The organism is Herbiconiux daphne, from assembly GCF_024979295.1.
GTDB classification, from domain to species: Bacteria; Actinomycetota; Actinomycetes; order Actinomycetales; family Microbacteriaceae; genus Herbiconiux; species Herbiconiux daphnes.
In genome coordinates this window covers 311,385-331,811 of record NZ_JANLCJ010000002.1, presented here as the reverse complement: position 1 = coordinate 331,811, position 20,427 = coordinate 311,385, and the positions used below count along the sequence as shown (strand labels likewise).

At 70.7% G+C, this 20,427-nt stretch carries 23 protein-coding genes and 1 pseudogene; 7 read left to right on the top strand and 17 right to left on the bottom strand.

Going from position 1 to position 20,427, the window contains the following annotated elements; all coding sequences use genetic code 11:
- Positions 1 to 43 precede the first annotated feature (43 nt).
- The 4 genes from N1032_RS07100 to N1032_RS28385 all read right to left on the bottom strand — a co-directional run bounded on the left by N1032_RS07100 (position 44) and on the right by N1032_RS28385 (position 5,256).
- Positions 44 to 718, bottom strand: a complete 675-nt coding sequence (locus N1032_RS07100; protein WP_259538320.1) for a hypothetical protein — start codon at positions 716 to 718, stop codon at positions 44 to 46.
- On the bottom strand, positions 715 to 2,970 hold the full coding sequence (locus N1032_RS07095; RefSeq protein WP_259538319.1) for an ice-binding family protein: 2,256 nt from the start codon (positions 2,968 to 2,970) through the stop codon (positions 715 to 717). Before N1032_RS07095 ends, N1032_RS07100 begins: the two co-directional genes overlap by 4 nt.
- A gap of 68 nt (positions 2,971 to 3,038) precedes the next feature.
- Positions 3,039 to 3,518, bottom strand: a complete 480-nt coding sequence (locus N1032_RS07090) for a hypothetical protein (RefSeq protein ID WP_259538318.1) — start codon at positions 3,516 to 3,518, stop codon at positions 3,039 to 3,041.
- Positions 3,519 to 3,684: 166 nt separating this feature from the next.
- Positions 3,685 to 5,256 (bottom strand): transposase domain-containing protein, encoded by a 1,572-nt coding sequence (locus N1032_RS28385; protein WP_407933011.1) that lies wholly within the window; start codon positions 5,254 to 5,256, stop codon positions 3,685 to 3,687.
- 102 nt (positions 5,257 to 5,358) lie between these two features.
- Between N1032_RS28385 and N1032_RS07080 the strand changes: the two genes are divergently transcribed.
- A complete protein-coding gene (locus N1032_RS07080; protein ID WP_259538316.1) occupies positions 5,359 to 5,784 on the top strand; it encodes a hypothetical protein in 426 nt (141 codons plus the stop codon).
- Complete coding sequence (locus N1032_RS07075; protein ID WP_259538314.1) at positions 5,781 to 5,942, top strand: hypothetical protein; 162 nt, start codon at positions 5,781 to 5,783, stop codon at positions 5,940 to 5,942. The genes N1032_RS07080 and N1032_RS07075 overlap by 4 nt, the downstream gene beginning before the upstream one ends.
- 95 nt (positions 5,943 to 6,037) lie before the next feature.
- On the opposite strand, the gene N1032_RS07070 is transcribed toward N1032_RS07075, so the two are convergent.
- The 5 genes from N1032_RS07070 to N1032_RS07050 form a co-directional block, all read right to left on the bottom strand.
- The gene (locus N1032_RS07070) at positions 6,038 to 6,163 is read right to left on the bottom strand and encodes a hypothetical protein (protein WP_259538313.1); all 126 of its coding nucleotides are present in this window, start codon (positions 6,161 to 6,163) and stop codon (positions 6,038 to 6,040) included.
- A 67-nt stretch (positions 6,164 to 6,230) separates the two neighbouring features.
- Positions 6,231 to 6,545 carry a hypothetical protein gene (locus N1032_RS07065; protein WP_259538312.1) on the bottom strand — a complete coding sequence of 105 codons (315 nt, stop codon included), beginning with the start codon at positions 6,543 to 6,545 and terminating at the stop codon, positions 6,231 to 6,233.
- A 102-nt stretch (positions 6,546 to 6,647) separates the two neighbouring features.
- Positions 6,648 to 6,953: a hypothetical protein gene (locus tag N1032_RS07060; protein WP_259538311.1), complete on the bottom strand. Its 306-nt coding sequence runs from the start codon at positions 6,951 to 6,953 to the stop codon at positions 6,648 to 6,650.
- 76 nt (positions 6,954 to 7,029) lie between these two features.
- Positions 7,030 to 7,680 carry a 3'-5' exonuclease gene (locus tag N1032_RS07055; RefSeq protein WP_259538310.1) on the bottom strand — a complete coding sequence of 217 codons (651 nt, stop codon included), beginning with the start codon at positions 7,678 to 7,680 and terminating at the stop codon, positions 7,030 to 7,032.
- 83 nt (positions 7,681 to 7,763) lie between these two features.
- Positions 7,764 to 8,963, bottom strand: coding sequence for an NAD(P)/FAD-dependent oxidoreductase (locus N1032_RS07050; protein WP_259538309.1), 1,200 nt, complete (start codon positions 8,961 to 8,963; stop codon positions 7,764 to 7,766).
- 135 nt (positions 8,964 to 9,098) lie between these two features.
- On the opposite strand from N1032_RS07050, the gene N1032_RS07045 reads away from it, so the two are divergent.
- Positions 9,099 to 9,797 carry a 2'-5' RNA ligase family protein gene (locus N1032_RS07045; protein WP_259538308.1) on the top strand — a complete coding sequence of 233 codons (699 nt, stop codon included), beginning with the start codon at positions 9,099 to 9,101 and terminating at the stop codon, positions 9,795 to 9,797.
- 3 nt (positions 9,798 to 9,800) lie between these two features.
- On the opposite strand, the gene N1032_RS28280 is transcribed toward N1032_RS07045, so the two are convergent.
- The 4 genes and pseudogenes from N1032_RS28280 to N1032_RS07030 form a co-directional block, all read right to left on the bottom strand.
- On the bottom strand, positions 9,801 to 10,247 hold the full coding sequence (locus N1032_RS28280; protein WP_310795933.1) for a cation:proton antiporter: 447 nt from the start codon (positions 10,245 to 10,247) through the stop codon (positions 9,801 to 9,803).
- 301 nt (positions 10,248 to 10,548) lie between these two features.
- A pseudogene (locus N1032_RS28275) lies at positions 10,549 to 11,370 on the bottom strand (cation:proton antiporter); the annotation flags it as partial.
- A 118-nt stretch (positions 11,371 to 11,488) separates the two neighbouring features.
- Positions 11,489 to 12,925 (bottom strand): MATE family efflux transporter, encoded by a 1,437-nt coding sequence (locus tag N1032_RS07035; RefSeq protein WP_259538307.1) that lies wholly within the window; start codon positions 12,923 to 12,925, stop codon positions 11,489 to 11,491.
- A gap of 181 nt (positions 12,926 to 13,106) precedes the next feature.
- Positions 13,107 to 13,550, bottom strand: a complete 444-nt coding sequence (locus tag N1032_RS07030) for a MarR family winged helix-turn-helix transcriptional regulator (RefSeq protein ID WP_259538306.1) — start codon at positions 13,548 to 13,550, stop codon at positions 13,107 to 13,109.
- Between the two features lie 81 nt (positions 13,551 to 13,631).
- Between N1032_RS07030 and N1032_RS07025 the strand changes: the two genes are divergently transcribed.
- Complete coding sequence (locus tag N1032_RS07025; RefSeq protein ID WP_259538305.1) at positions 13,632 to 13,982, top strand: DUF2200 domain-containing protein; 351 nt, start codon at positions 13,632 to 13,634, stop codon at positions 13,980 to 13,982.
- Positions 13,983 to 14,051: 69 nt separating this feature from the next.
- On the opposite strand, the gene N1032_RS07020 is transcribed toward N1032_RS07025, so the two are convergent.
- On the bottom strand, positions 14,052 to 14,879 hold the full coding sequence (locus N1032_RS07020; protein WP_259538304.1) for an SDR family oxidoreductase: 828 nt from the start codon (positions 14,877 to 14,879) through the stop codon (positions 14,052 to 14,054).
- A 124-nt stretch (positions 14,880 to 15,003) separates the two neighbouring features.
- Between N1032_RS07020 and N1032_RS07015 the strand changes: the two genes are divergently transcribed.
- Positions 15,004 to 15,492, top strand: a complete 489-nt coding sequence (locus N1032_RS07015; protein WP_259538303.1) for a DUF1801 domain-containing protein — start codon at positions 15,004 to 15,006, stop codon at positions 15,490 to 15,492.
- Between the two features lie 79 nt (positions 15,493 to 15,571).
- On the opposite strand, the gene N1032_RS07010 is transcribed toward N1032_RS07015, so the two are convergent.
- Positions 15,572 to 16,519 (bottom strand): helix-turn-helix domain-containing protein, encoded by a 948-nt coding sequence (locus N1032_RS07010; protein ID WP_259538302.1) that lies wholly within the window; start codon positions 16,517 to 16,519, stop codon positions 15,572 to 15,574.
- Positions 16,520 to 16,733: 214 nt separating this feature from the next.
- Between N1032_RS07010 and N1032_RS07005 the strand changes: the two genes are divergently transcribed.
- Positions 16,734 to 17,135 (top strand): hypothetical protein, encoded by a 402-nt coding sequence (locus N1032_RS07005; protein ID WP_259538301.1) that lies wholly within the window; start codon positions 16,734 to 16,736, stop codon positions 17,133 to 17,135.
- A gap of 85 nt (positions 17,136 to 17,220) precedes the next feature.
- Here N1032_RS07005 and N1032_RS07000 read toward each other — a convergent pair whose 3' ends face one another.
- On the bottom strand, positions 17,221 to 17,811 hold the full coding sequence (locus tag N1032_RS07000; protein ID WP_310795929.1) for a DinB family protein: 591 nt from the start codon (positions 17,809 to 17,811) through the stop codon (positions 17,221 to 17,223).
- Positions 17,812 to 17,856: 45 nt separating this feature from the next.
- Complete coding sequence (locus N1032_RS06995) at positions 17,857 to 19,794, bottom strand: S8 family serine peptidase (RefSeq protein ID WP_259538300.1); 1,938 nt, start codon at positions 19,792 to 19,794, stop codon at positions 17,857 to 17,859.
- 228 nt (positions 19,795 to 20,022) lie between these two features.
- Between N1032_RS06995 and N1032_RS06990 the strand changes: the two genes are divergently transcribed.
- Positions 20,023 to 20,397 carry a VOC family protein gene (locus N1032_RS06990; protein WP_259538299.1) on the top strand — a complete coding sequence of 125 codons (375 nt, stop codon included), beginning with the start codon at positions 20,023 to 20,025 and terminating at the stop codon, positions 20,395 to 20,397.
- Positions 20,398 to 20,427: the final 30 nt, after the last annotated feature.

Sequence of the window (20,427 nt, the reverse complement as noted above, 5' to 3'; positions counted from 1 at the left end):
GCTTCGATCAGGGACGCCGGGGTCTGGGGCGCTTCGCACGACGTTACCGCTCGACGGCCGAACGCACCACCTCGACACGGTTCGCCGGCCCACGGGGGTTCACCGTGTAGAGCAGATTCACGATTGCTCTCTGGCAGGCGTCCTGCACCGAGGTCTTGTCGCTGAAACCGATCGACGCTCCCGCGAAGGCGATCGACGCCCCGGCCTCGATCGTGCGGCCGACCGGCATCCGGGAGTCGAGCAACAGGTAGTCGCTCGAGTCGCAGGTGCTGGCGGCGGAACCCGGCTGCATCGTGACCGACACGATCTCGACGTCGACGGCGACGATGAGCTGCGTCTCGGAGCCGGTGTTCGTGACGAGACCGGTGATGCCGACCGGGGCGAGGCCCGGGGCCAGAAGCATGGTGCTGGTCTGCTGCACGCGCACCCCGGCGTCCGTGGCCGAGCACCCGGATGCCGCGGCCTGAGCGGCCGGGGCCGGCAGGAGCACTGTCGCCGTGCCCGCGAGCAGCACCGCGAGGAGCACGGCGATCGTCGCTGACGCTGTCGTCATCGTTGCTGACCCTGACGCTGACGCTGACGCCGTCGCCGTCGAGCGTGCGGCACGATGCCGGAGGAGCGTCGCGCACACCCCGGCTGCGATACAGGCGAGCGCGACGACGAGCACCACGCTGCGCTCGGTGCCGAGCCCGGTGTTGGGCAGCTGATCGCAGATCATGGCAGGGCCTCCGGAATGGGTGGGCTCGTCGCTGAAGAAACCCCGGTCGGCTCCGGGGCGCCGAGCTCCGGGGCGCCGGGGTCCGGTGCGACGAGGCCAGGGTCGACCGGCTCGGGGGCGGCGGGGTCTGGCTCGACAGGCTCGGGGGCAGCGGGCTCCGACGGCGCCGGATCACCTTGAGCGCCAGCGGCAGGGTCGGACGACCCCGCGGGGCCTCCCTCAGGAGTCGCCCCTTGGGTCGCTCCCTGGGCGGCGGCCGCGGGCTCGGGCCCGCCGAGCGCTCGGGCGGCCGGGGAGACGGGCGCGGGCACGGCCCCCGTGACGCTGTCAGTGGAGAGTGTCACGGTGCCGAGCGACAGCGCCTGCCCTACCAGGGTCGTTGATGCCCCGAGGGTGATCGCTCCGCGCGCGAGGATGCTGCCCACGAGGAATGAGTTCGCGCCCGTTCCGGCGGCGCCGGTGACGATCCAGAACACGTTGGCCGCGCGGGCGCCGCCGGCGAGGATCACGGTGCTCGCGGCGGCGGTGTTGAACGCGGCATCCGTCTGCATGATGAAGACCGCATCGGGATCGCCCTGCGCATCGAGTGTGAGAGTGCCCGTGATGGCGAGAGCGGCGATGCTGTGGTGCACACCCGTGTGCAGCGTGCGGCCGCCGAGGTCGCCGACGATCTCGGTGTGCGGCGCTCGTGACGAGCCGTCGGCGAGGGCGGCGAGCAGGTCGTGTTGCGCGGTGCTGGCTGTGCCGTCGCCGGCATGGATGCTGCCGGCGAGAACGCCGGGCGGGAATCCGGTGACCGAGGTGCCGGGCGAGATTCCCAGATCGCCGCTGAGCACCGTGCCTCCGGTGTTGACCACCGCTGTGGCGGCGAGCACCGAGTAGCTGTTCGCGGCCCCGAGCAGCACCGGTGGGGGATTGACTTCGATGGTGAGCGACTGTGTCGCGGCGCCCCCGTTGCCGTCGGCATCGCGCACTTTCGCCGTCACCGAGTAGGTGCCCGCGGGCAGCGCCGCGGCGGTCACGCTCCAGGTGCCGACTGCGCTGACGGCCGTGAGGAGCACCTGGCCGCCGATCGTCACCGAGACCAGGCTGCCCGCCGCGGCGTTCGTCGTGCCCGAGATCGTCGGCGTGGTGTCCTGGGTCACGGCGACGGGGCCGCCCGTGATGATCACCGACGGCGGGAGGGCCAGGGTGAACCGCACGGTGTTGCTCGCGAGGGTCACCGCGTCACGCGACAGCGCGCGACCGATGAGCTGGGTCGATGCGCCGAGGGTGATCGCGCCGCGCGCCAGGATGTTGCCGGAGAGGAAGGAGTTCGCGCCGGTTCCGGCGGCGCCCGTCACGACCCAGTAGATGTTGGCGGGCTGCGCACCGCGGGCGAGCACCAGGGTGCTGGCCGCTGCCGTATCGAAGGCGGCATCCGATTGGAACACGAAGATCGCGTCGGGGTCGCCGGCGGCGTCGAGCACGAGGGTTCCGGTGAGCGCTAGGGCGGCGGTGCTGTGATAGGTGCCGGGAAGAAGGGTGCGCCCGCCCAGATCGCCGACGATCTCGGCATCCGCGGGACGCTGCGACAGGGCGGTGAGAGCGGTCGCGAGAGCGAGCTGCGCCGACTGTGCGTGGGCGTCGCCGGCATGGATGTCGCCGCCGACGGTTCCGGGCGGGAAGCCGATGACCGCCGTGCCCGGACTCACGCCGAGGTCGCCGCTGAGGGTCGTCGCCAAGGTGTTCACCACAGCGGTTCCGGCCAGCACCGAATAGGACTGGGCCGCGCCGAGCAGAGACGACGCCGTCACGAGTACGGTGCCACTTGGGGAGCCCTGCCGGGTCCACGAGCGGTAGACCGCGGTGACCCGGTAGGCGTAGCGGCCGGGCGCAACGGTGTCGGTGCACGACGTGCCGGTGGTCAGCACGGTCGGGCTGGTCGCGCAGGCTGGAGCGTTGACGGTCGGGTCTGCTGCGTCGTTGCGCGTGACGAAGTAGCCGTCGGGGGCAGGGTCGCCGACCGAAGCGGTCCAGGCGACCGGCACGGAGGCGACCGCGGTGGCGGGAGCCGAGACGGCGGTGGGCGGGGCGAGCACGCCGGTGGTGGCACCGCCGGATGCGACGCCGCCGGCGCTCCAGTGCGCCGAGGCGGAGGTGGACGCCAGAACCACGCTCGTGAGGATGGCGGTCGCGGTGAGAACCGCGAGACCGGAGCGGACGACCCGGCGGCGTGGGCGGGTCACGGGAGTGCGGGTGGTGCTGTGCATGAGACAGTCCGGCCGATGCGCCCGGGGCCGCACGCGTTGCGCGACCCCCGGCGGCATTCGGTGTGAGGCTAGGAGGCCTCGAAGTACAGCGGCACGTCTTGACCCTGGCAGTCGTCTTGGTTGACGGCCGTGTTCGTGAGGGTCACGGTCGCGGTGCCGGTGACCGACCCGCCGGCGGCGATCTGGCCGTAGACGGGAGGCGTGCTGATCGTCGCGGTGTAGTCGGCGATCTGGCAGTCGCCGGCCGGCACCCAGGCCACGCCGTCGGCGTCGGCCAGCTCGACCGTCACGGCGGTCAGGTTCTGCGACCCCTCACCGGGGTTGGTGACCGTGAATTCGACGGTCTGACCCGCGTTGCCCGGGGCGATCGTGCCGACCGCGTCTTCGCTCGTGATCGTGAAGGCCACGCTCTCGCCGGTCGTCGCCGACCCCGTGCCGGTGCCGGTCGACGTCCAGTAGGCGATCGCGGCCCCGGCCCCGGCGAGCGTGAGAACGGCGATGATGCCGATGGTGATGCGCTTTTTTCCGCGCCGGATCGATGTGGCCATGACGGCCTCCCCCTGCTTGATGTGTGCGTATGGCGTGCAGCCTCGTCGCTCTTCACCGAAGGGACCGCCCCCCGATCGGGAGCTACCGAGTGAGGTCTACCACAGCGGATCTGCCACGACAAGCGATTCGCGATAATCGTTTACTTAATGGTCCTGGAGCGTGGGGCTAGGCCACGATTCGTGGATCGGACCCGGGTGGCGAGGTGCGCCGTGTGGTCGTGGCCGCCGTCGCGGACGGGGCGGGGCCTGGGGTCGGGTGGGGGGTGTCGCGGCTCTGTGCCTCGGGGTCTTGTGCCTCGGGCGCCGGTGCTTCTGGGCCCTGTGCTTCTGGTGCCTGTCCGTCGGGGCTCTGTCCGTCGGGGTCCTGGGTGTCAGGATCGGCCGGGCCGTGCGCATCCGGAGCGTTCATGATCCAGCGCATGGCGTAGTGCACGAGTAGGTAGCCGTAGATCTCCTGGCGCACGCCGCCGGGCATCTTCGAGCGCAGCACGACCCGAGGGCTCGTGCTCTGAGCCCGGAACTCGTCGAAGGCCGAAGCCAGGCTGCGTCGGCGGGTGAACAGGCCGACGAGCTCTGAGACGGGCGCGGCCGCAGGGTCGCGCAGGGTGGTGATGAACCGGCGCCGACGGTCGGGGTCGGTCGGTCGGCCCTGGCCGGCGTCGTCCGGGAACTCGAGAACGCGCACTGGGAGGTTGCGTTCGGAGCGCATCCGGGTTCCGGCGCCCGGGCTGGAGTCGGCTGGGCTGGAGTCGGCTGAGCCTCGGTCTGGCCCTGGTGCGGTGCCTGGGCCGATGGGGGCTTCTGCGTCGGGGGAGTTGGCACCCGGAACGAGGCGAGGGATGTCGCGGCCTGTGCCGCTGGGGGATCGGGCGGGGTCGGCGCCAACCGTGATCTGCGAAGCGAAGGAGCCGTCGGGGTGGCGAGCCCCGGCGGGGAACGATTCGGTCGCGGGGAGCTCCCAGAGCAGCTCGGCGCCGGTGGCGGCGGCGGCCGCCCAGAGCTCGGGCGAGTAGACGTCGGCGGCGCCGAGCACCAGCTGACCGGGGCCGAGCACCGGGATCAGGGTGGCGGCGGGTGATCCGTCGTCGTCACCGTTGCCGTTGTTGTCGCCGCTGCGGTTGCTGTCGCTGTCGTCGGCATCGGTTCCCTCGATCGAGGCGCCGATGATCGCGCCGGTTCCGAGTTCGGTGAGTCCGAGCACGCGCACCGAGGGGCGTTCGGATTGCTCGTCATGTGTGTCGGTGGCAGGTCGCTGCGCCGACCCGGCGAATTCGTTCTGATTCGCGGGGGTGGCGGGTATCGGCAACAGCACGTCGTCGAGGCCCAGAAGCCGGTGCCCGCGATAGAAGCCTGCAACGCCTCCCGGGTCGGCGATCGGCTTGGCGACGCGCTCGAACAGAACCCGCAGTGGTTCGTGGCCGAGTCGGAGGCGCGCCTTGTAGAGCGCGGCCTTGGTGGGCACCGGCCACGACTGCGACCAGCCCGACGACCAGGACTGGCCTGCGATGAGCAGGCGGATGACCTCGTCGTAGGACGAGTGGGAGAACAGTGCGAGGCCCAGCACGTAGTAGACGACGATGCGCGAGGGGAGGAGCCGGGTGCGTTGCTGCAGCCGACCCGCTTCGGCGATGACCTGATCGACGACATCCGGCGGATACACCCGCGTCAGCATCGCGAACGCGAGGTGATCCGAGAGCCGATGATCGGCGTCCGGCTTGACCCACCCCGCTCTCGGCATGGTTCGATTATAACGATCGAGGTATTAAGTAAACGATTGTGCAGCGATCGCGTAGGGTGGCGTCAAGGAGCGCGGCAGAGCCGCACCGCAGTCAGGGGGACGATGGATGACAAGGCTGACGTAGCCGTCGCGCTGTGCACCGACGACGCGGCAATGATGGTCAGATGGCGTGAGTTCATCGAGACGAAGACGTTCGCGACGGTGACGATCGCGGCGACCCACTGGGTGGATGTGGTCGCGGATCCGATGTTCCCACCCGACATCGTCATGATGGTCGTCGGAAGCTCCAGCATCAGAGCCTTGCGGGTGCGCACCCACGCGTGCCGGCAGTTGGGCGTGCTGGTCATCCTCGCCGATCCCGATCATCTGATCGACGATGTGGAGGCGCGCAAACTCGACATTTTGTTCGTCATTCGCGACGAGTCGGAGGCCGACCGAACGCTTGCCGCCGTGCGCGCCTATCGCCTGGCGCGGGCGACCGGGCATCCCATGCGGATTCCGCTGGTGCCGGAGGCGGTGGTGGAGTGACGCGTCATCGCCGACTCGAGGTGATCGCCTCAGGCCAACAGGGCGTGCTCATCGGGCACACGGCCGACGGCTACGTCAGTGTGATTCTCGACGGCCTCGACGAGGTGTCGGAATTCACGCCCGAAGAACTCGTCATCTGGGCCCCGCAGTTGCCGTGACGACCCGGCTGCCTCTGTCGGCTGCGTGAATCGTAAGGCTGCACGCACAGCGCCGGCTGCCGGCGTGGGAACAGCGAGCGCTGCGCTGAGCGTTGTCAGCCGGCGGGCGTCATCTCTCGCTGGTTCGACGGAGCCGCAGCGGCCGACGCCTGGCTGGAGCCGGTCGAGAGGCCGAGCGCAAGCGATGTCGCGGCGGCAAGGATTTCGATCTGATGGGGCATGGGCGGAATCTCCGATTTCATCAGAGTTCCCGACCCGCAATGATTCTATCGAAAAAGCGAGCGAAATTCATATTCGTTCGAGCGCCTGTGCGGAACCCCACTCGGCTCCGACGGCGAGAGCCGTCGCGTAATCATCTGCGCCCAGGCGCCCGATTGCCGTCGATCGAGCCGCGTCGAGTTCTTGAGCGTCGTCGGGGTCGGGAACCTGTCCGAGATCACGGAAAGCGCGGTCGGTGAAGCCGATCAGGCTCGCGGCGAGGGTGAAGTCGCCCGCCGACACGGCTATCGCGGTGGCCGCGACGCCGAGGTAGGGCACGAATCCGTCATCCCCATCGGCGAGCACGTCGTCGCGAACGGCGGTGAGCAGCCGGCGAGCGGTCAAAATGTCGCCGAGGTGCAGTTCGGTGATCGCGAGATTATAGGTCTCCGAGCGAACGTGGGCGCTGTCGCCGACGCGCTCGTTGAGAGCGATGCTGGCTCGGTATTACTCGCGGGCCTCGGCATGGTCGCCCGAGAGACGAGCCACCGCCGCGAGCACGTGTCGGGGGCGCTCTTCGAGGCGGAGGTCGCCCGACCGTTGCGCGATGTCGAGCGCTTCGCGGGCTGTGGCGGCGGCCCGGGGCAGGTCGCCGTCGCGCAGTGCCACGCGGGCGAGCGCGTAGACGGCTTCGACCTCACCGGCCGCGTCGCCGTCGGCCTGTGCCGTCGCCCGCGCCGCTCGGGCCATCTGTTCCACGGCGTCGCTGTCGCCGCGCCGGAACGTCGCGCGCAGATCGGACTGGTCGCTCATGCGCACTATTTTACGATCCGTCTCCGGGCCGTCTTCACGATCCGTCGCTGGGCCGTCTTCACGATCGGTCGCCGGATCAGGGGTATTCAGCGAACGCCGGCCATCGCGAATCGTCGCGCGCGAGCTCCCGCGGATACCACGCCCTCCCCGCGGTTGCGAGCGGCACGAGAGGCGCGGCGGCGGCGCGTTCGAGCAGCTCGCTGAAGCCCGAGCGGTCGGCCGAGTTCGCGAGGTAGCACTCGAGCAGTTGCGCGGTGGCGAACGCATCGACCGACGCGCGGTGGGCGCCGTCGAGGTCGATGCCGATCACCTCGCACAGGTGCGAGAGCGAGCGCCGCATGCCCGGCAGGTAGGTGCGGGCCAGGCGCTGCGTGCAGAGCGACACAAGGGGTGACGTGAAGCGATAGCCGATGAGGTCGAGTTCGGCGACGAGGAACCGGATGTCGAACCCCGCGTTGTGCGCCACCACCACCCGGCCCCGCAACAGCTCGAGCAGCAGCGGCGCGATCTCGGCGAAGGTCGGCGCGTGCGCGAGCGCCGATCGCGAGATGCGGTGGATGTCGGAGCGGCCCACGGGCCCGTCGCCGCGGATCAAGGTGTCCCACCGACCCGTGACGACACCGTCGGCGTCGGAGTGCACGACGGCGATCTCGAGCGCTCGAGCACCTCGCGACGGCGCGAGCCCGCTCGTCTCGAAGTCGATAGTGGCGAAACCTGGCGGGGTCATGGTGCTCGTTTCGTAGAAGACTGGTGCGTCTTCGACGGTAGGTGCGCCCACCGACATCCGAACCTGTGCCCGCCACCCGCGCGTCAGCCTCGCGCGGCGATCGCCCTTCCGAGAGCGTCGCCCGAGGCCCAGGCCGTCGCCACCGACGACCGCCCACCCCAGGCGTCGCCGCACACCGCCACGCCGCCCAGCAGCACGAAGGGCTCCGGATGCGTCGACGCGGCGCGAGCGAACCTCCACCGGTGGGCATGGGTCCACGAGGGTTCCACCGAGCCGAGGCCGAGCACTCGCGCCACCTCGGCCTGTACCTCCGCGACCGCCGATTCGGGGTCGGCGAGGTGGGCGCGCGCGAAAGCCGCGGTCGTGTGGGCGACGAGCACGGGTGCTCCGTCGCCGCGCCGGTCTCCGTCGTCGGCCACGAACGTGAGTACCGGCGAGTTCTCCACGAAAGCCCCGTGCAGATCGGCCGGCCACACCCGCTCGCCGAACCCGAGTGCGACGGCGATCGTCGGCTGCCAGACGGAGGTGTCGAGGTGCGCGTGCACGGGCGACGCGGGCTCGAGCAGGCGCGCGGCCTGGGGCTCGGGCATGGCGAGCACGACGACGCGGTGACGGATGCCGCCGATCGCGCCGTGGGTCGTGCTGCTGGTCGCGCCCTCGAGCACGCCGCCGACCGTGCCGTCGTCGTTCACCCGCGTGACGTCGTGTTCGGTCAGCACGTCGAGACCTTCGGCAAGGTCGGCCACGAGCGAGCGGAGGCCGCCGCCGGCGGCGTAGCGCATCGGGCCGGTCGCAATGGGGAAGCGGCCGGCGGCGCCCGAGGCACCCGACGCGTCGCTCTCGGTCTCGCCCTCGGCATCGCCCAAACTAGTGCGCGAGGCGTCGATCGCCGCAAAGGTGTCGGTCCACGGGCGTGCCAGTCCGCGGTCCACCCAGCTCGCGACCACTTCGGCGAAGCCCGATCCGCGGGGTACAGCGAAGTCGGCCTTGGTCACATCACTCCGGGCCGAATCAGGCCCGATCGACTCCGGCCCGGTGGGTTCAGCCCCAGCAAATTCCGGCACCGTGAAGTACGAGGCACCGAGGTCGACCGGGCGCCCGTGCAGGGTGCGGCCCGACATCCGCCCGCCCACCCGCCGGCCGCGATCGACGACCCGCACCGTCACCCCGGACTCGCGCAGGGCTCGAGCGCACGCGAGGCCTGAGATTCCCGCCCCCGCGACGAGCACATCGGCCGGCCGGGACGGCTCGGGGGAGGAGGCGGGCGAACTCTGTGGGCTCATAGCCTCATCCTGCCCTGTTCGATCGGCACGAGGGCTGTACAGGCGCTCGCGGCGCCCGCGGTGCGCGCGGTACGCGCGGTGCGTGTGATGGCCGCCCCTCGGCGATGTCGATGGTGCGGCATAGAGTTCGGGCCTATGGAGTCCACAGCGCACCGCACAGCACCGGTCGTCAGCCTCGAGCTGGTGCTGGACGCCGCCACCGAAGCACTCGTGCGCGACGAGTGGCAGGCGCTCGCCGACGCGGGCCTGTCGAGTCTCGCCGCGCATCGGGCGGCGAGCAATCGGCCGCACATCACCCTCATGGTGCGGCGGACCATCGCGCCGCTGAAAGCCGCCCAGCTGGCGGAGGTCGTCTCGCTGCCGTTGCCGATCGCTCTCGGGCCCGTGGTGCTCTTCGGCACAGGTGACCGCCGGGTGCTGGCCCGCACGATCGTGCCGTCGGCGGCGTTGCTGCGACTGCACGCAGACCTGCACGCGCTCGTCGGGCCCGGCGCCGGCCTGGGCGACGACGACGCCCCCGGCCCCGACACCTACACTCCCGCCCCCGGCACCGGCGCTCCCGGCCCCGGCCCCGACGCCCCGCACACCCGTCCGGGCGAGTGGACGCCGCACGTCACCCTCGCCCGCCGCCTGCGCGTCGAGGTGTTGCCCCTCGCGCTCTCGCTGCTGCACGATCCGCGCGCCGAGGCCCAAGACGCTCCGGAAGCCCGCCAACCCCACCACGGCGAACAGACCCACCGAGCCCACCAGGCCCACCAACCTCGAGCGCGCTCGACGGCTGTGGCCCTCCGACGCTGGGACGCGGCATCCGCCACCGTCACCGAGCTGCTGTGATCCTCACGCTCCCGTTCCACCCCGCATGTCGATCGCGATCTCGGTGGCGTCGAGGTTCGCGAGCTCGTGCGCCAGCACATCCGCGTCGAACGTGCCGTTGTCGCGGGCGTCGAGCAACGCCGAGCGCTGCGCCGCGATCACGTCGAGCCGCCAGCGCTTCGCCGCCTCGAACAGCTCGGGTGTGGGCTCGGCCGAACGCGGCGGTTCCGGCACCGCCTCGGCGCTCGTGCGCAGGAGCTCGTAGATCTGGTCGCGCTCCGCCTCGTTCTGGGCGGCGACGTCGGTGGCCGGCACCTTCGGCGTGATCAGCCGCAGCAACGGACCGATGGTGCCGCCCTGCACGAGCAGCGACAGCGCCGCCACCGCGAACGCGATGAGCACGAGCACCGAGCGCTGCGGAGTGTCTTCGGGCAGCGACTGCGCCGCGGCCACGGTCACCGCGCCGCGCATGCCCGCCCACACGACGGCGGCGCCCTCCCGCCAGCCGAGCGGTGCGCACGAAGTACTCGATGTCGGCGAGCCCCTGCGTGATGCGCCGAGCGAACGCGTCGAGAGCCCGCGGTGACGTCGTGCGCCGCCCCCGCGGATTGACCTCCTTGAACGCCTCTTGCGCACCCTCCGGAGTGTCGAGCTGCTGCTTCATGCCCAGCATGCGGGTCTTCATCTTCGCGATGCCGCGCGACCGCCGGGCGAGGATGCCGAGCAGCGGCGCCACATAGGCCGCCCGCACCACGAGGGTCAGCACCAGGGCGCCGGCCGCGATGAGCACGGCGGTGCCGACGCCGGCGTGATCGCGTTCGACGTTCTCGACGATCGCCTTGATCTGCACCCCCATGGTCAAGAAGATCGCTCCCTCCAGCACGAGTTCGACCGTGCGCCAGTTCTGCGAATCCGACAGGCGGTTCTGGGGCGAGAGATCGCGCGGGGCACGGATGCCGGTGACGAGACCCGCCACGACGGCCGCCACGAGCCCGGAAGCTCCGAACAGCTCCGCGGGCACCGCGGCCACGAACGGCACGGCGAACGAGATGACCGTGTTGACGGTGGGGTCGGTGACGCGCTTGCGCACCACGAGATTGAGCCAGCCGACGAGCCCGCCGAGAAGCACCGCCACCACCACCGAGTAGGCGAACGTGCCCACCGCGCCCCCGAACGAGAACGACGCCGCGGTCGCCACGATCGCGGTGCGCAGCAGCACGAGCGCGGTGGCGTCGTTGAGCAGGCTCTCGCCGTCGAGGATGGCGACGACGCGTTTCGAGACCGAGGTTCGCTTGATGATGGATGTCGCGACGGCATCCGTGGGGCTCACGATCGCGCCGAGGGCCACTCCCCAGGCGAAGCCGAGGCCCGGGATGACGAGCATGAAGAACACCCCGAGCACGAGCGCCGAGGCGATCACGAGCACGACCGACAACCCGCTGATCGCCCCGAACTCGCGCCGGAAGTTCATGGCCGGCATCGACACCGCCGACGAGTAGAGCAGAGGCGGCAGGATGCCGGCGAGAATCCACTCGGGTTCGATGTGCACCGACGAGAAAACGGGCAGGAAGCTCGCGGCCACGCCGATCGCCACGAGCACGAGCGGAGACGCGATGCCGAGGCGGGGGCCGACGACGGTCGCGGCGGCGATCACCAGGAACCCGGTCACGATCACGACGAGGAGTTCAGTCACGGCTCCACCCTGGCAGTAATCAGCGCGACTCGGCGAGACCGCGATCGATCGCGCGTCGCGAGAGCAACCAGATCGCCACCCCGACGACGAAGACTATGCCTTCGCTGACCGTGAGCGACCAGATGATGCCGGGCAGGCCGAACCAGAGGTCGCCGAGCAGCACGATCGGCACGAAGAGCACGCCCTGGGCCATCGACATCACGATGGCGGCCGTGGCGAGACCCGTGGCCTGGAAGAGCGAGGTGAGCAGCCCCGTGAACCCGTTGACGATCATCGCCACGAGCTGCGCGGTGAGGATGGTGACGCCGATGGCGAGCACCGACGGATCGGAGACGAACGCCGAGAACACCTGGTCGCGGAAGGCGAACACGCCGCCCGCCGAGAGCAGCACGATGCCGCCGACAACGAGGGCCGAGACCCGCAGGGCCGACATCAGCCGGGCGCGATCGCCCTTGCCGAACGAATAGGCCAGCAGGGGCAGAACCCCGAGGGTGACGCCCATCACCAGGAACTCCGGCACCTGCGCGATGCGCACGGCCACGCCCATCGCCGCCAGAGCGCTGTCTCCGTAGGCCGCGGCGAGGTTGTTGAGCACCAGGGAGGTGACGATCAAGAAGGATGCCTGCAGCAACTCGCCCGCGCCGACCCCGAAGACGGGCTTCAGCACCGCTGGCGAGAGGGTGAACCAGCGTGGAGCCAGGCTCACGTGCTCGCTGTGGCGCTGGAGCCACACCACGAAATAGACCACGACGCCCAGGTTGGCGAGCCCCATCGCGAGAGCCGCGCCGGCGACACCCCAGTGCAGCACCAGGATGAACAGCGCGTCGAGCACGACGTTGGCCACGGCCGATCCGATGAGGGCGACCATAACCTGGCGTGCCGCCCCTTCAGCCCGCACGATCTGCTCGAGGCAGAAGGCGGCGGCGAGCACGGGAACGAACGCGAGCATGACGGAGACGTAGGCGCTGGTCGCGGGCACGGCCACGGCATCCGCACCGAGCAGGGAGACCAGCGGATGCACGAGCAGCAAGCCGATGCCGCCGAGCACGGCTCCGGCGACGACGGCGCCCCAGAACGCGAACGACGACACGCGTTTGATCTGGCCGGCCTTCTCGGGTTCGTGTTCGGCGGCGCCGAGCAGGCGCGAGATGAGTGCGCCGCCGCCCACGCCGAACACGCCGCCGACCGCCATGACGAGCCCGAGCAGGGGGGTGCCGAACGTGATGGCGGCGAGGAGTGTGGCGTCGTGCACCGAGCCGATGAAGCCCGCGTTGATCAGGTTGTAGACGGCGCCGACGATCATGGCGGCGGCCATCGGCACGCAGAGGTGCACCAGGGCGCGCAGGATCGGGGCGGCCGAGAGATACCAGCGGTCGGAGCCCTTCGCGGGTGTGGCCGGTTCGGGCGGTGTTGTATCGGTAGGTTCTGCGGGTGTCGAGAGGTTCGTGGTGCTCATGACTGCTCCTTTCCGGCCAGGGTCGAGCGCACGACGGCGGGTGCCGGCGTGCAGAGGGTGTTACGAGCGGCGGGCCAGAGGGGGCGGCCCGATTCAGCGCCCTGAGATGAGTGCCCTGAGATCAGTGCCCTGAGATCAGTGCCCTGAGATCAGTGCCATGAGATCAGGGGCGGGGGAGCCGCTACCGACTGGGTCGGGGGAGTGCGGCGGTTATCTTCACGAGCAGGGCTTGCAACGCGGCGCGTTCGGCCTCGTCGAGCGGGGCGAGGATCGTCTCGTCGGCGGCGTTCATGGCCGTCTCGAAGCCCGCGATGAGCTGCTCGCCCGCGGGGGTGGCGAACACGCGTTTCGTGCGTTCGTTGCCCGGTTCGGTGCGTCGCTGCACGAGCTCGCGTCGTTCGAGCCCTTGCAACAGGCTCGACACGCTCGCGGCGCTCGTGCGGCTCACCTCGGCGATGTCGCGCTGGATGGCGCCCGGGTTCTTCACCAGGTAGCCGAGCACGAAGGCCTGCTCGTGACTGAGTTCGCGTTCACGGATCCAGTCCTCACCGGCCCTGCGCTGCGCCCAGCCGATCCAGCGCACGAGTTCGAGGCTGGTGGTGAGGGGCAGCTCGCGTTCATCCATGATCAGAACCCTAACTGTTAGAGATCTAACTGTCAAGCCCGACTATTCTGGTGGCGAGCAATCACGCCCGGGAGGCTGACCATGACAGAACACCGCATCTTCGGCACCCCGTTCGCGAGCATCTACCCGCACTACGTGGCCAAGGCCGAGCGCAAGGAACACAGCCGCGCCGAGGTCGATCAGGTCATCTGCTGGCTCACCGGCTACGACGACGCGCAGCTCCAGCGCGTGATCGACGACGAGGTCGACCTCAAGACCTTCTTCGCCGACGCTCCCTCGTTCAATCCGAACGCCGCGCTCATCACGGGCGTGATCTGCGGAATCCGGGTCGAGCAGATCGACGACCCTCTGATGCAGAAGATCCGCTACATGGACAAGCTCGTCGACGAGGTCGCCCGCGGCAAGAAGATGGCGTCGATCCTGCGCGGGTAATTCGCGGCGCGGCTGATGCGGCGCGCGTGATGCTGGGCGGATGGTGCGACGCGGCTGCGGCGCGGGTGATCACCCGGCGGTCTCCGCCCGGTGACGACGGATGTCGCCGACCCACTCACCGAACGTCTCGGAGCCGAGGTCGGCCGCCGGTGCGGCTGTGAGGGTGCCGTTCCGAAGCGCCGTGCCGAATTTGCCCGGCAGCGGCACCTCGAGGATGGGCCCTCTGCGGCCGATCGCCGCCGCATAGGCGCGCACCATGTCCGCCATCCGCAGTCGCTCCGGCCCGGCGAGATCGGCGACGCGGCCCTGCGGGCCGATCTCTGCCAGGTCGACCAGTCGCCGCGCGACCTCGATCGCCGCCACGGGCTGCGAGATCATCGACGGCACGATCGAGATCGGGCCGAGCCGGACGCGGCCGTAGATCTGTGCGGCGAACTCGTGGAACTGGGTGGTGCGCAGGATCGTCCAGGGCACCGGGCCGGCACTCACCCGTTCTTCCTGCAGGGCCTTGCCGGCGTAGTAGCCGAACGGCGCCAGGTCGCTGCCGACGATCGAGAGCACCAGGTGGTGATCGACGCCGCAGGCGACCTCGGCGTCGAGCAGGTTCTGGGTGACGGCGCCGAAGAACCGGCGGGAGGCGGCATCCGCCTGGGTCGAGACGGAGGTGACGTCGACGACGGTGGCGACGCCCTCGAGCCGCTCGGCCAGGCCCCGGCCGCTCGTGAGGTCGACGCCCGCGGCGCGCGCGAGCACCACCACCTCGTGACCTCGTTCGCGGGCGATGTCGACGACGTGGTGGCCGACGGCACCGGTTCCTCCGGCGACGGCGATCGTGGTGGGCATCATCGTGTCTCTTCCTTCGGGGTCGTCGACGTTCTCTTGGGGTGCTAGGGCCATCTCACCCTAGTTTCGAGCAGGAACGGAGAAGCGGTCTTCGTATGCTGGCGCTACCGTGAACAGCGGAACAGTCGACGAGACAGCCGCGACGAGACAGCCACGACGAGACACCAGAGGAGACGTGATGAACGCGGCAGCAGGGGCGAAGGCCGGGGCCGGCGGAAAGGACTCCGCGTCCTTCTCGGCCGAAGAGCGTGCGGCCATGAAAGCGCGAGCAGCCGAACTCAAGGCGGAGGCCCGGCGAGCGAGTGCAGCCGAGAAGGCCGCCGCCGATGCGGCTGCCGTCGAGGCCAAGATCGCCGAGATGCAGCAGCCCGACAAAGCCATGGCCGAGCGCCTGCACACCATCGTCACGGATGCCGCGCCCGAGCTCGCGCCGAAGCTCTACTACGGCCAGCCGGGTTGGGCCAAGGGTGGCAAGATCGTGGTGTTCTTCCGGAGCGGTATCGACGACAAGCTGCGCTACTCGACCCTCGGCTTCGGCGTCGACGCGCAGCTCGACGACGAGAGCGGACTCTGGCCGTCGTCGTATGCCCTCGACCACCTCACCGATGAGACCGCGGCCGAGATCGCGGCCTTGGTGAGACGCGCCGCCGCCGACCCGGCACAGTAGCGGCCCCGGCAGAAGGGCCCAAGCCGACCTGCCCGCACTCGCGCGCCGGGGCGGCCAGTCGAACGGGCCGGTCCCGGCTCTAGCGTCGGCGCAGGGTGTCGCTCGGGTATTCGCCGAAGCGGCGACGGTAGGAGTGGCTGAACCGCCCGGCGTTGACGAAGCCCCACCGCAGCGCGACGGCCGACACCGTCGCCGGCGCTCCGAGGCTGTCGGCCGTCGCCTTCAGGTCGGCGTGGGCCGCGGCGAGCCGGGCCTCTCGCACGAACTCCATCGGCGTCTGCCCGAGTTCGCGACGGAACGCGATCTGCAAGGCCCGCACGCCGCAGTGCGCGGCGACGGCCAGGTCGTCGACCGTCAGCGGCTCGCCGAGGTGCTCGGCGACGTGAGCGCGTGCCTGCCGCACGACGACGCTGTCGGTGGCCGCCTTCCTCGCCGGCGACAGAAGCCCGAACACCGAGGCGGCGGTGCAGAGCAGGTGCCGGTGGGCCTCCGCGGCCGCCAAACCGGTGCCGACGGTCGCGTCGCCCAAGAAGTGACGGCGGTAGAGCGCGAGCGAGTCGCGCAGGTAGCGCTCGGCGCTCGGCGACACCGGGCTCAAGCGGGTCAGGTCGAGCTCCGGCCCGGTCGGTGACGCCTGCGCCACGGCGCGGCGCAACTGCTCGACCGAACCGAGGTTGTAGGTGCGTATCACGGTGTGGTCGAGCTCGACCCGCATGTCGGTACGGGTCGGCAGCAGGAACAGACCGCCGTGCGACAGATCGACCGTCTGGCCGTCGCGGCGAACGACGTAGCGACCTCGGGGGATCTCACTCACGACCACGCTGGGGTTCGGGTCGACGTCGGTGCGGAGTCTGCCCCCGAACCGCAGTTCGGTGAACGACACGTCGGCGCCGAAGATGCTCTGCTGCCGGAAACCGAGCTCGCGACCGGTGAAGCGGGCCCGGAATCCGAAGGCGTCCTCGATCGCGTCGGCCGCGGCATCCCGGTCGTCGGTCTCGAACTCGACTCGTCGTGACGTGGTCGTCATCGCGCTGCCTCCCATCGCATCGCTGACGTCGCAGGCGCCACCGCGACACCGCGTGCTGCCACAGTAGAGCATTCCGCGCGCCGTTCGTTTTTCGGTCAGCTGTGCGTTCGCCGTCCGGCCATCACGCCGCCGAGGGCGGTCGTGACGGCGCGGACACCTAGCCTGTGGAGTCCCCCGTGACGCCGGCCGACGGCGCGAGTCGAAGGAGAGATGGGTGATACAACCGAAGCGCGAGAGCGAAGCGACCGACGAGATCGTCGTGGAGTGGCGGCGTGGTTCCTGGTATGTGCGGGGCGGTGAGCGTTCTCTCGCGACCGGCATGCGCTCGCTCGCCGAGGTGCGGGCCAACCTGTGGACCGGTGATTCAGCGGGCCGGGACTCGGCCGGTGGCGCACCGTCGCCGGAACTGCGGCTGCTGCTGCCGCCCTCGGTGCAGCGCTACGTCGACGAGGCCCGGGCGCTCGGGGCGGGGCACCTGCCCAAGGCCGCCGAGATGTGCCGGCGCGCCGCCGTGCGGCTGCTGCGTTCGAAACGCATGAGCGACGACGACATCGCGAGCTGCCTCGGCGTGCCCGTCTCGGCCGTGACCCGCTGCCTGCCCGACGTGCTGCGCTGAGCGTCGCGGCGATGCCCACTGCGCTGTGTTCTCCGCCCGGTGCTCACTGGCCTGTGCTCACTGCCCTGGGCTCACTGCCCTGGGCTCACTGTCCGGTGCGGCCGTCGATGCGTTCGCGCAGCAGGTCGGCGTGGCCCGAGTGGCGGGCGTACTCCTCGATGCGGTGCACGAGCAACTCTCGCACCGGGATCTGCTGGCGGCCCAGGCGTTCTCCGAGGTCGTCGTGCCCGGCCAGGAGCGCGTCGGTGGCGGCCTGCTCGCGGGCCAGATCGGTATAGGCGGCGGCGACCACCGCGGCATCCGCCACCGCGCCGTCGAAGTCGGAGTCCTTCGGTCCGTAGAGGCGGGGAGCGGGGTCACCGGTGGTGATCCAGTTCTGCCAGTCGCGTTCCACCTCGGCCAGGTGCCGCAGCAGGCCGAGCAGCGACATCGTCGAGGGCGGCACCGACCGGCGGGCGAGCTGTTCGGCGTCGAGGCCGTCGCATTTCATGCGCAGGGTCAGCCGGTAGTCGGTGAGGAAGTCGGTCAGCGTCGCGAGCTCGCCCTCGGGGCTGCTGCCGCCGACGTTGCGCGGATCGGCCTCCGGATCGACCCACATGTCGGGGTAGACCGTCGCTTCGGTCCAGCGCTCCGGCGTGGTCTCGGCCGCTGTCTCGTCAGAGGGATGATCGCTCACGTCGACCATCCTCGCCGACCGGGCTGCCGGCCGCCAGCTACGCGGTCAGGCCGAGGTGCGGGTGTGGGTGCGGGTGCGGCGCAGCCCCGCGAGCGTCGCCACCGCGAGCCCGAGCACGACGAGGCCGGCACCGCCCCAGAGCCCGAGGCCGCTCGACGGGCCGGAGCCGGTGGCCGCGAGCTCGGCAGGAACCGCGCCCGACGCTGCCGGTTTCGGTGTCGGTGCCGGGGCTGGTTGCTCCCGCACCGCGGCGATGAACGCGACCGGGTCGATGAGCCCGGCGCCGCTCGTCTGGGCGGGGGTGGTGCCGTTCCAGGTGAAGGTGAGGGGTGTCGCCGTCGCGGCCAGGGCATCCGTCAGCTCGTCGAGGGTGGCGTGCGGCGCTGCCTGGCGGCCGAGCGCCAGCACCGTTCCCACGACCGGCGTCGCCGCCGAGGTGCCCGGGTAGAGGTAGTAGCCGTCGATCAGGTCGCCGAAGAACGTGGTCGGCAGGTCGTCTAGCCCGGTGACCGTCGGTCCCTCGCGCACCTCGGCCACGTCGAGCCGCGCCGGTGCCGTGCCCACGGCGGTCACGGCGTCGAAGTAGCGCACCTGCGGCCCGCCTGCGCTGTACGACTCGAGCTCGGTGGGCGTGAAGAACGACGACGCGGCCACGGTGACGGCGCTCGGGTTCGCGGCCCGGCCGACGAGCATCGAGCCGACCGTGTCGGTCACAGCGTCGGTCGCCGTGCCGCCGGCCCCGTCGCCCGTGTCGGTCACGGTCGATTCGTAGTGCTCCGCCCCCTGCACGGTGCGCGGCAGGTCGTCGTCGAAGAAGGCGAATCGCACGGCGAGAGGGGCGGCAGGGGCGGAAGGTGCCAGCGGGTCGACCGTGTCGGTGACCTCACGGGCGATCACCAGCGATCGGGTCACGGTGGTGGCGATCGGGATGTCGCCGAACACCGAGCTGCCCGCCACGGGGAGGCCCGCCGACTGGTCGTCGAGCTCGACCGTGTCGGTCACGGCTCCGGTGTCGTCGAGGAACGCCGCGAACAGCGTCGACTGCACGGCGTAGGGGGCGTCGGACCACTGCAGGATGGCGAGCTCCGACGGATCGGTGACGCCCTGCTCGGCGTAGAGGGTGAACTCGTCGGTGGGGTCGGCGCCCGACGAGGGGTCGAAGTCGAGGCATTCGAGGGCGGCATCCGGTTTCTCGGCGCGCACGGCTTCGGGGCATTCGGTGCCGCGGAAGGCGCTGGTCTGCCAGCTGCCGATGCTGTAGCCCGCGCTGTCGAGCGGAACGCCGTCGATCGACTCCGCGCCGACGTGGTTGAGGTTGCCGGCGGCAACGGAGTAGATGATGCCGGCGTCGGTGGCGCGCTCGGCGGCGGCGGCCGCGAATCCGGGGGCGTAGGCGAGGTCGGCGGGCGCCATCATGTCGTCGACGATCACGTCGACCCCGGCGGCGATCATGTCGTCGATCGCGGACGCCAGGGCGAGGTCGTCGTCGGCGAAGGTCACGTCGTCGCTCGCGCCGGTGGTGAACACGAGATCGGCGGCCGGGGCGATGGCGTGCACGATCTGCAGCATCGCGCGGCCCTCGTCGTCGCTCGGCACGTCGTCGTGCAGCACGCGCACTGGCTGGGTGCGGCCGCACGGGTTGCCCACGCCCGGAAGCGCGCCGGATGCGACGTCGTCGGCCGCGTCGGTCGGCAGCGTCGTGCCGGGCGTCGGGTTGTCGTACGACGACGAGATGACGCCGATGGTGAGGCCGGAGCCGGTGAGGCCGCTCTCGTGGATGGTGTCGATCGCGAGCTTGCCCACGACCGCCGTGGCCGGGGCCGGGGCGCAGGCGTCGGCGGCGGCGAGCGATCCGGATGCCGCCGCAGCGGTGGTCGCGGATGCCGCGGGTGCCGCGGGTGCCGCGGATGCGGCCGACGGGGCGATCGCCAGAGCGGCGATGACGAGGGCGGGCACGGTCAGAAGCACGGGCAGACGTCTCACGGGGGACAGCATAGGGGTGCCGTGGGCCGTCGCGCCAAGCCCGAAAGTGGACTGGCGAAGGGCGTCGGGAATGCCCTAGAGTTCGGCCCGTTCTGGGCTCGTTCTGGCCTGGATCTGGCCTCGTGCAGGGGCCGTTCTGGCCCGGTTCTGCGCGGGATCGAGCCGATGTCGTGGGTTCGGCGCACAATCGAGGCGACGGTCCACCTCGGCCCGCCGGAAGGGATCACCATGCAATTCGCCTCCATCCGCATCGTCACCGACGACGTCGATCGGCTCGCCGACTTCTACGAACGCGTCACGGGCACGCCCGCGGTTCGGCCTGCGCCGGTGTTCGCCGAGTTCCGCACCGACGCGGGTTCGCTCGCCATCGGCAGCACGGCGACCGTGGCCATGCTCGGGGCGCAGGCGCCGAAGCCGGCGAGCAACGACTCGATCATCATCGAATTCCTCGTCGACGACGTGGATGCCGAGTTCGCGCGTCTGTGCAGCACCCTCGACGACATCGTGCTCGAGCCCACCACGATGCCCTGGGGCAACCGTTCGACGCTGTTCCGAGACCCCGACGGCAACCTCGTGAACCTGTTCTCGCGCCCGGCCGGGTGAGTGGCGGGTGACCGGCCAAGCTGCCCCGCC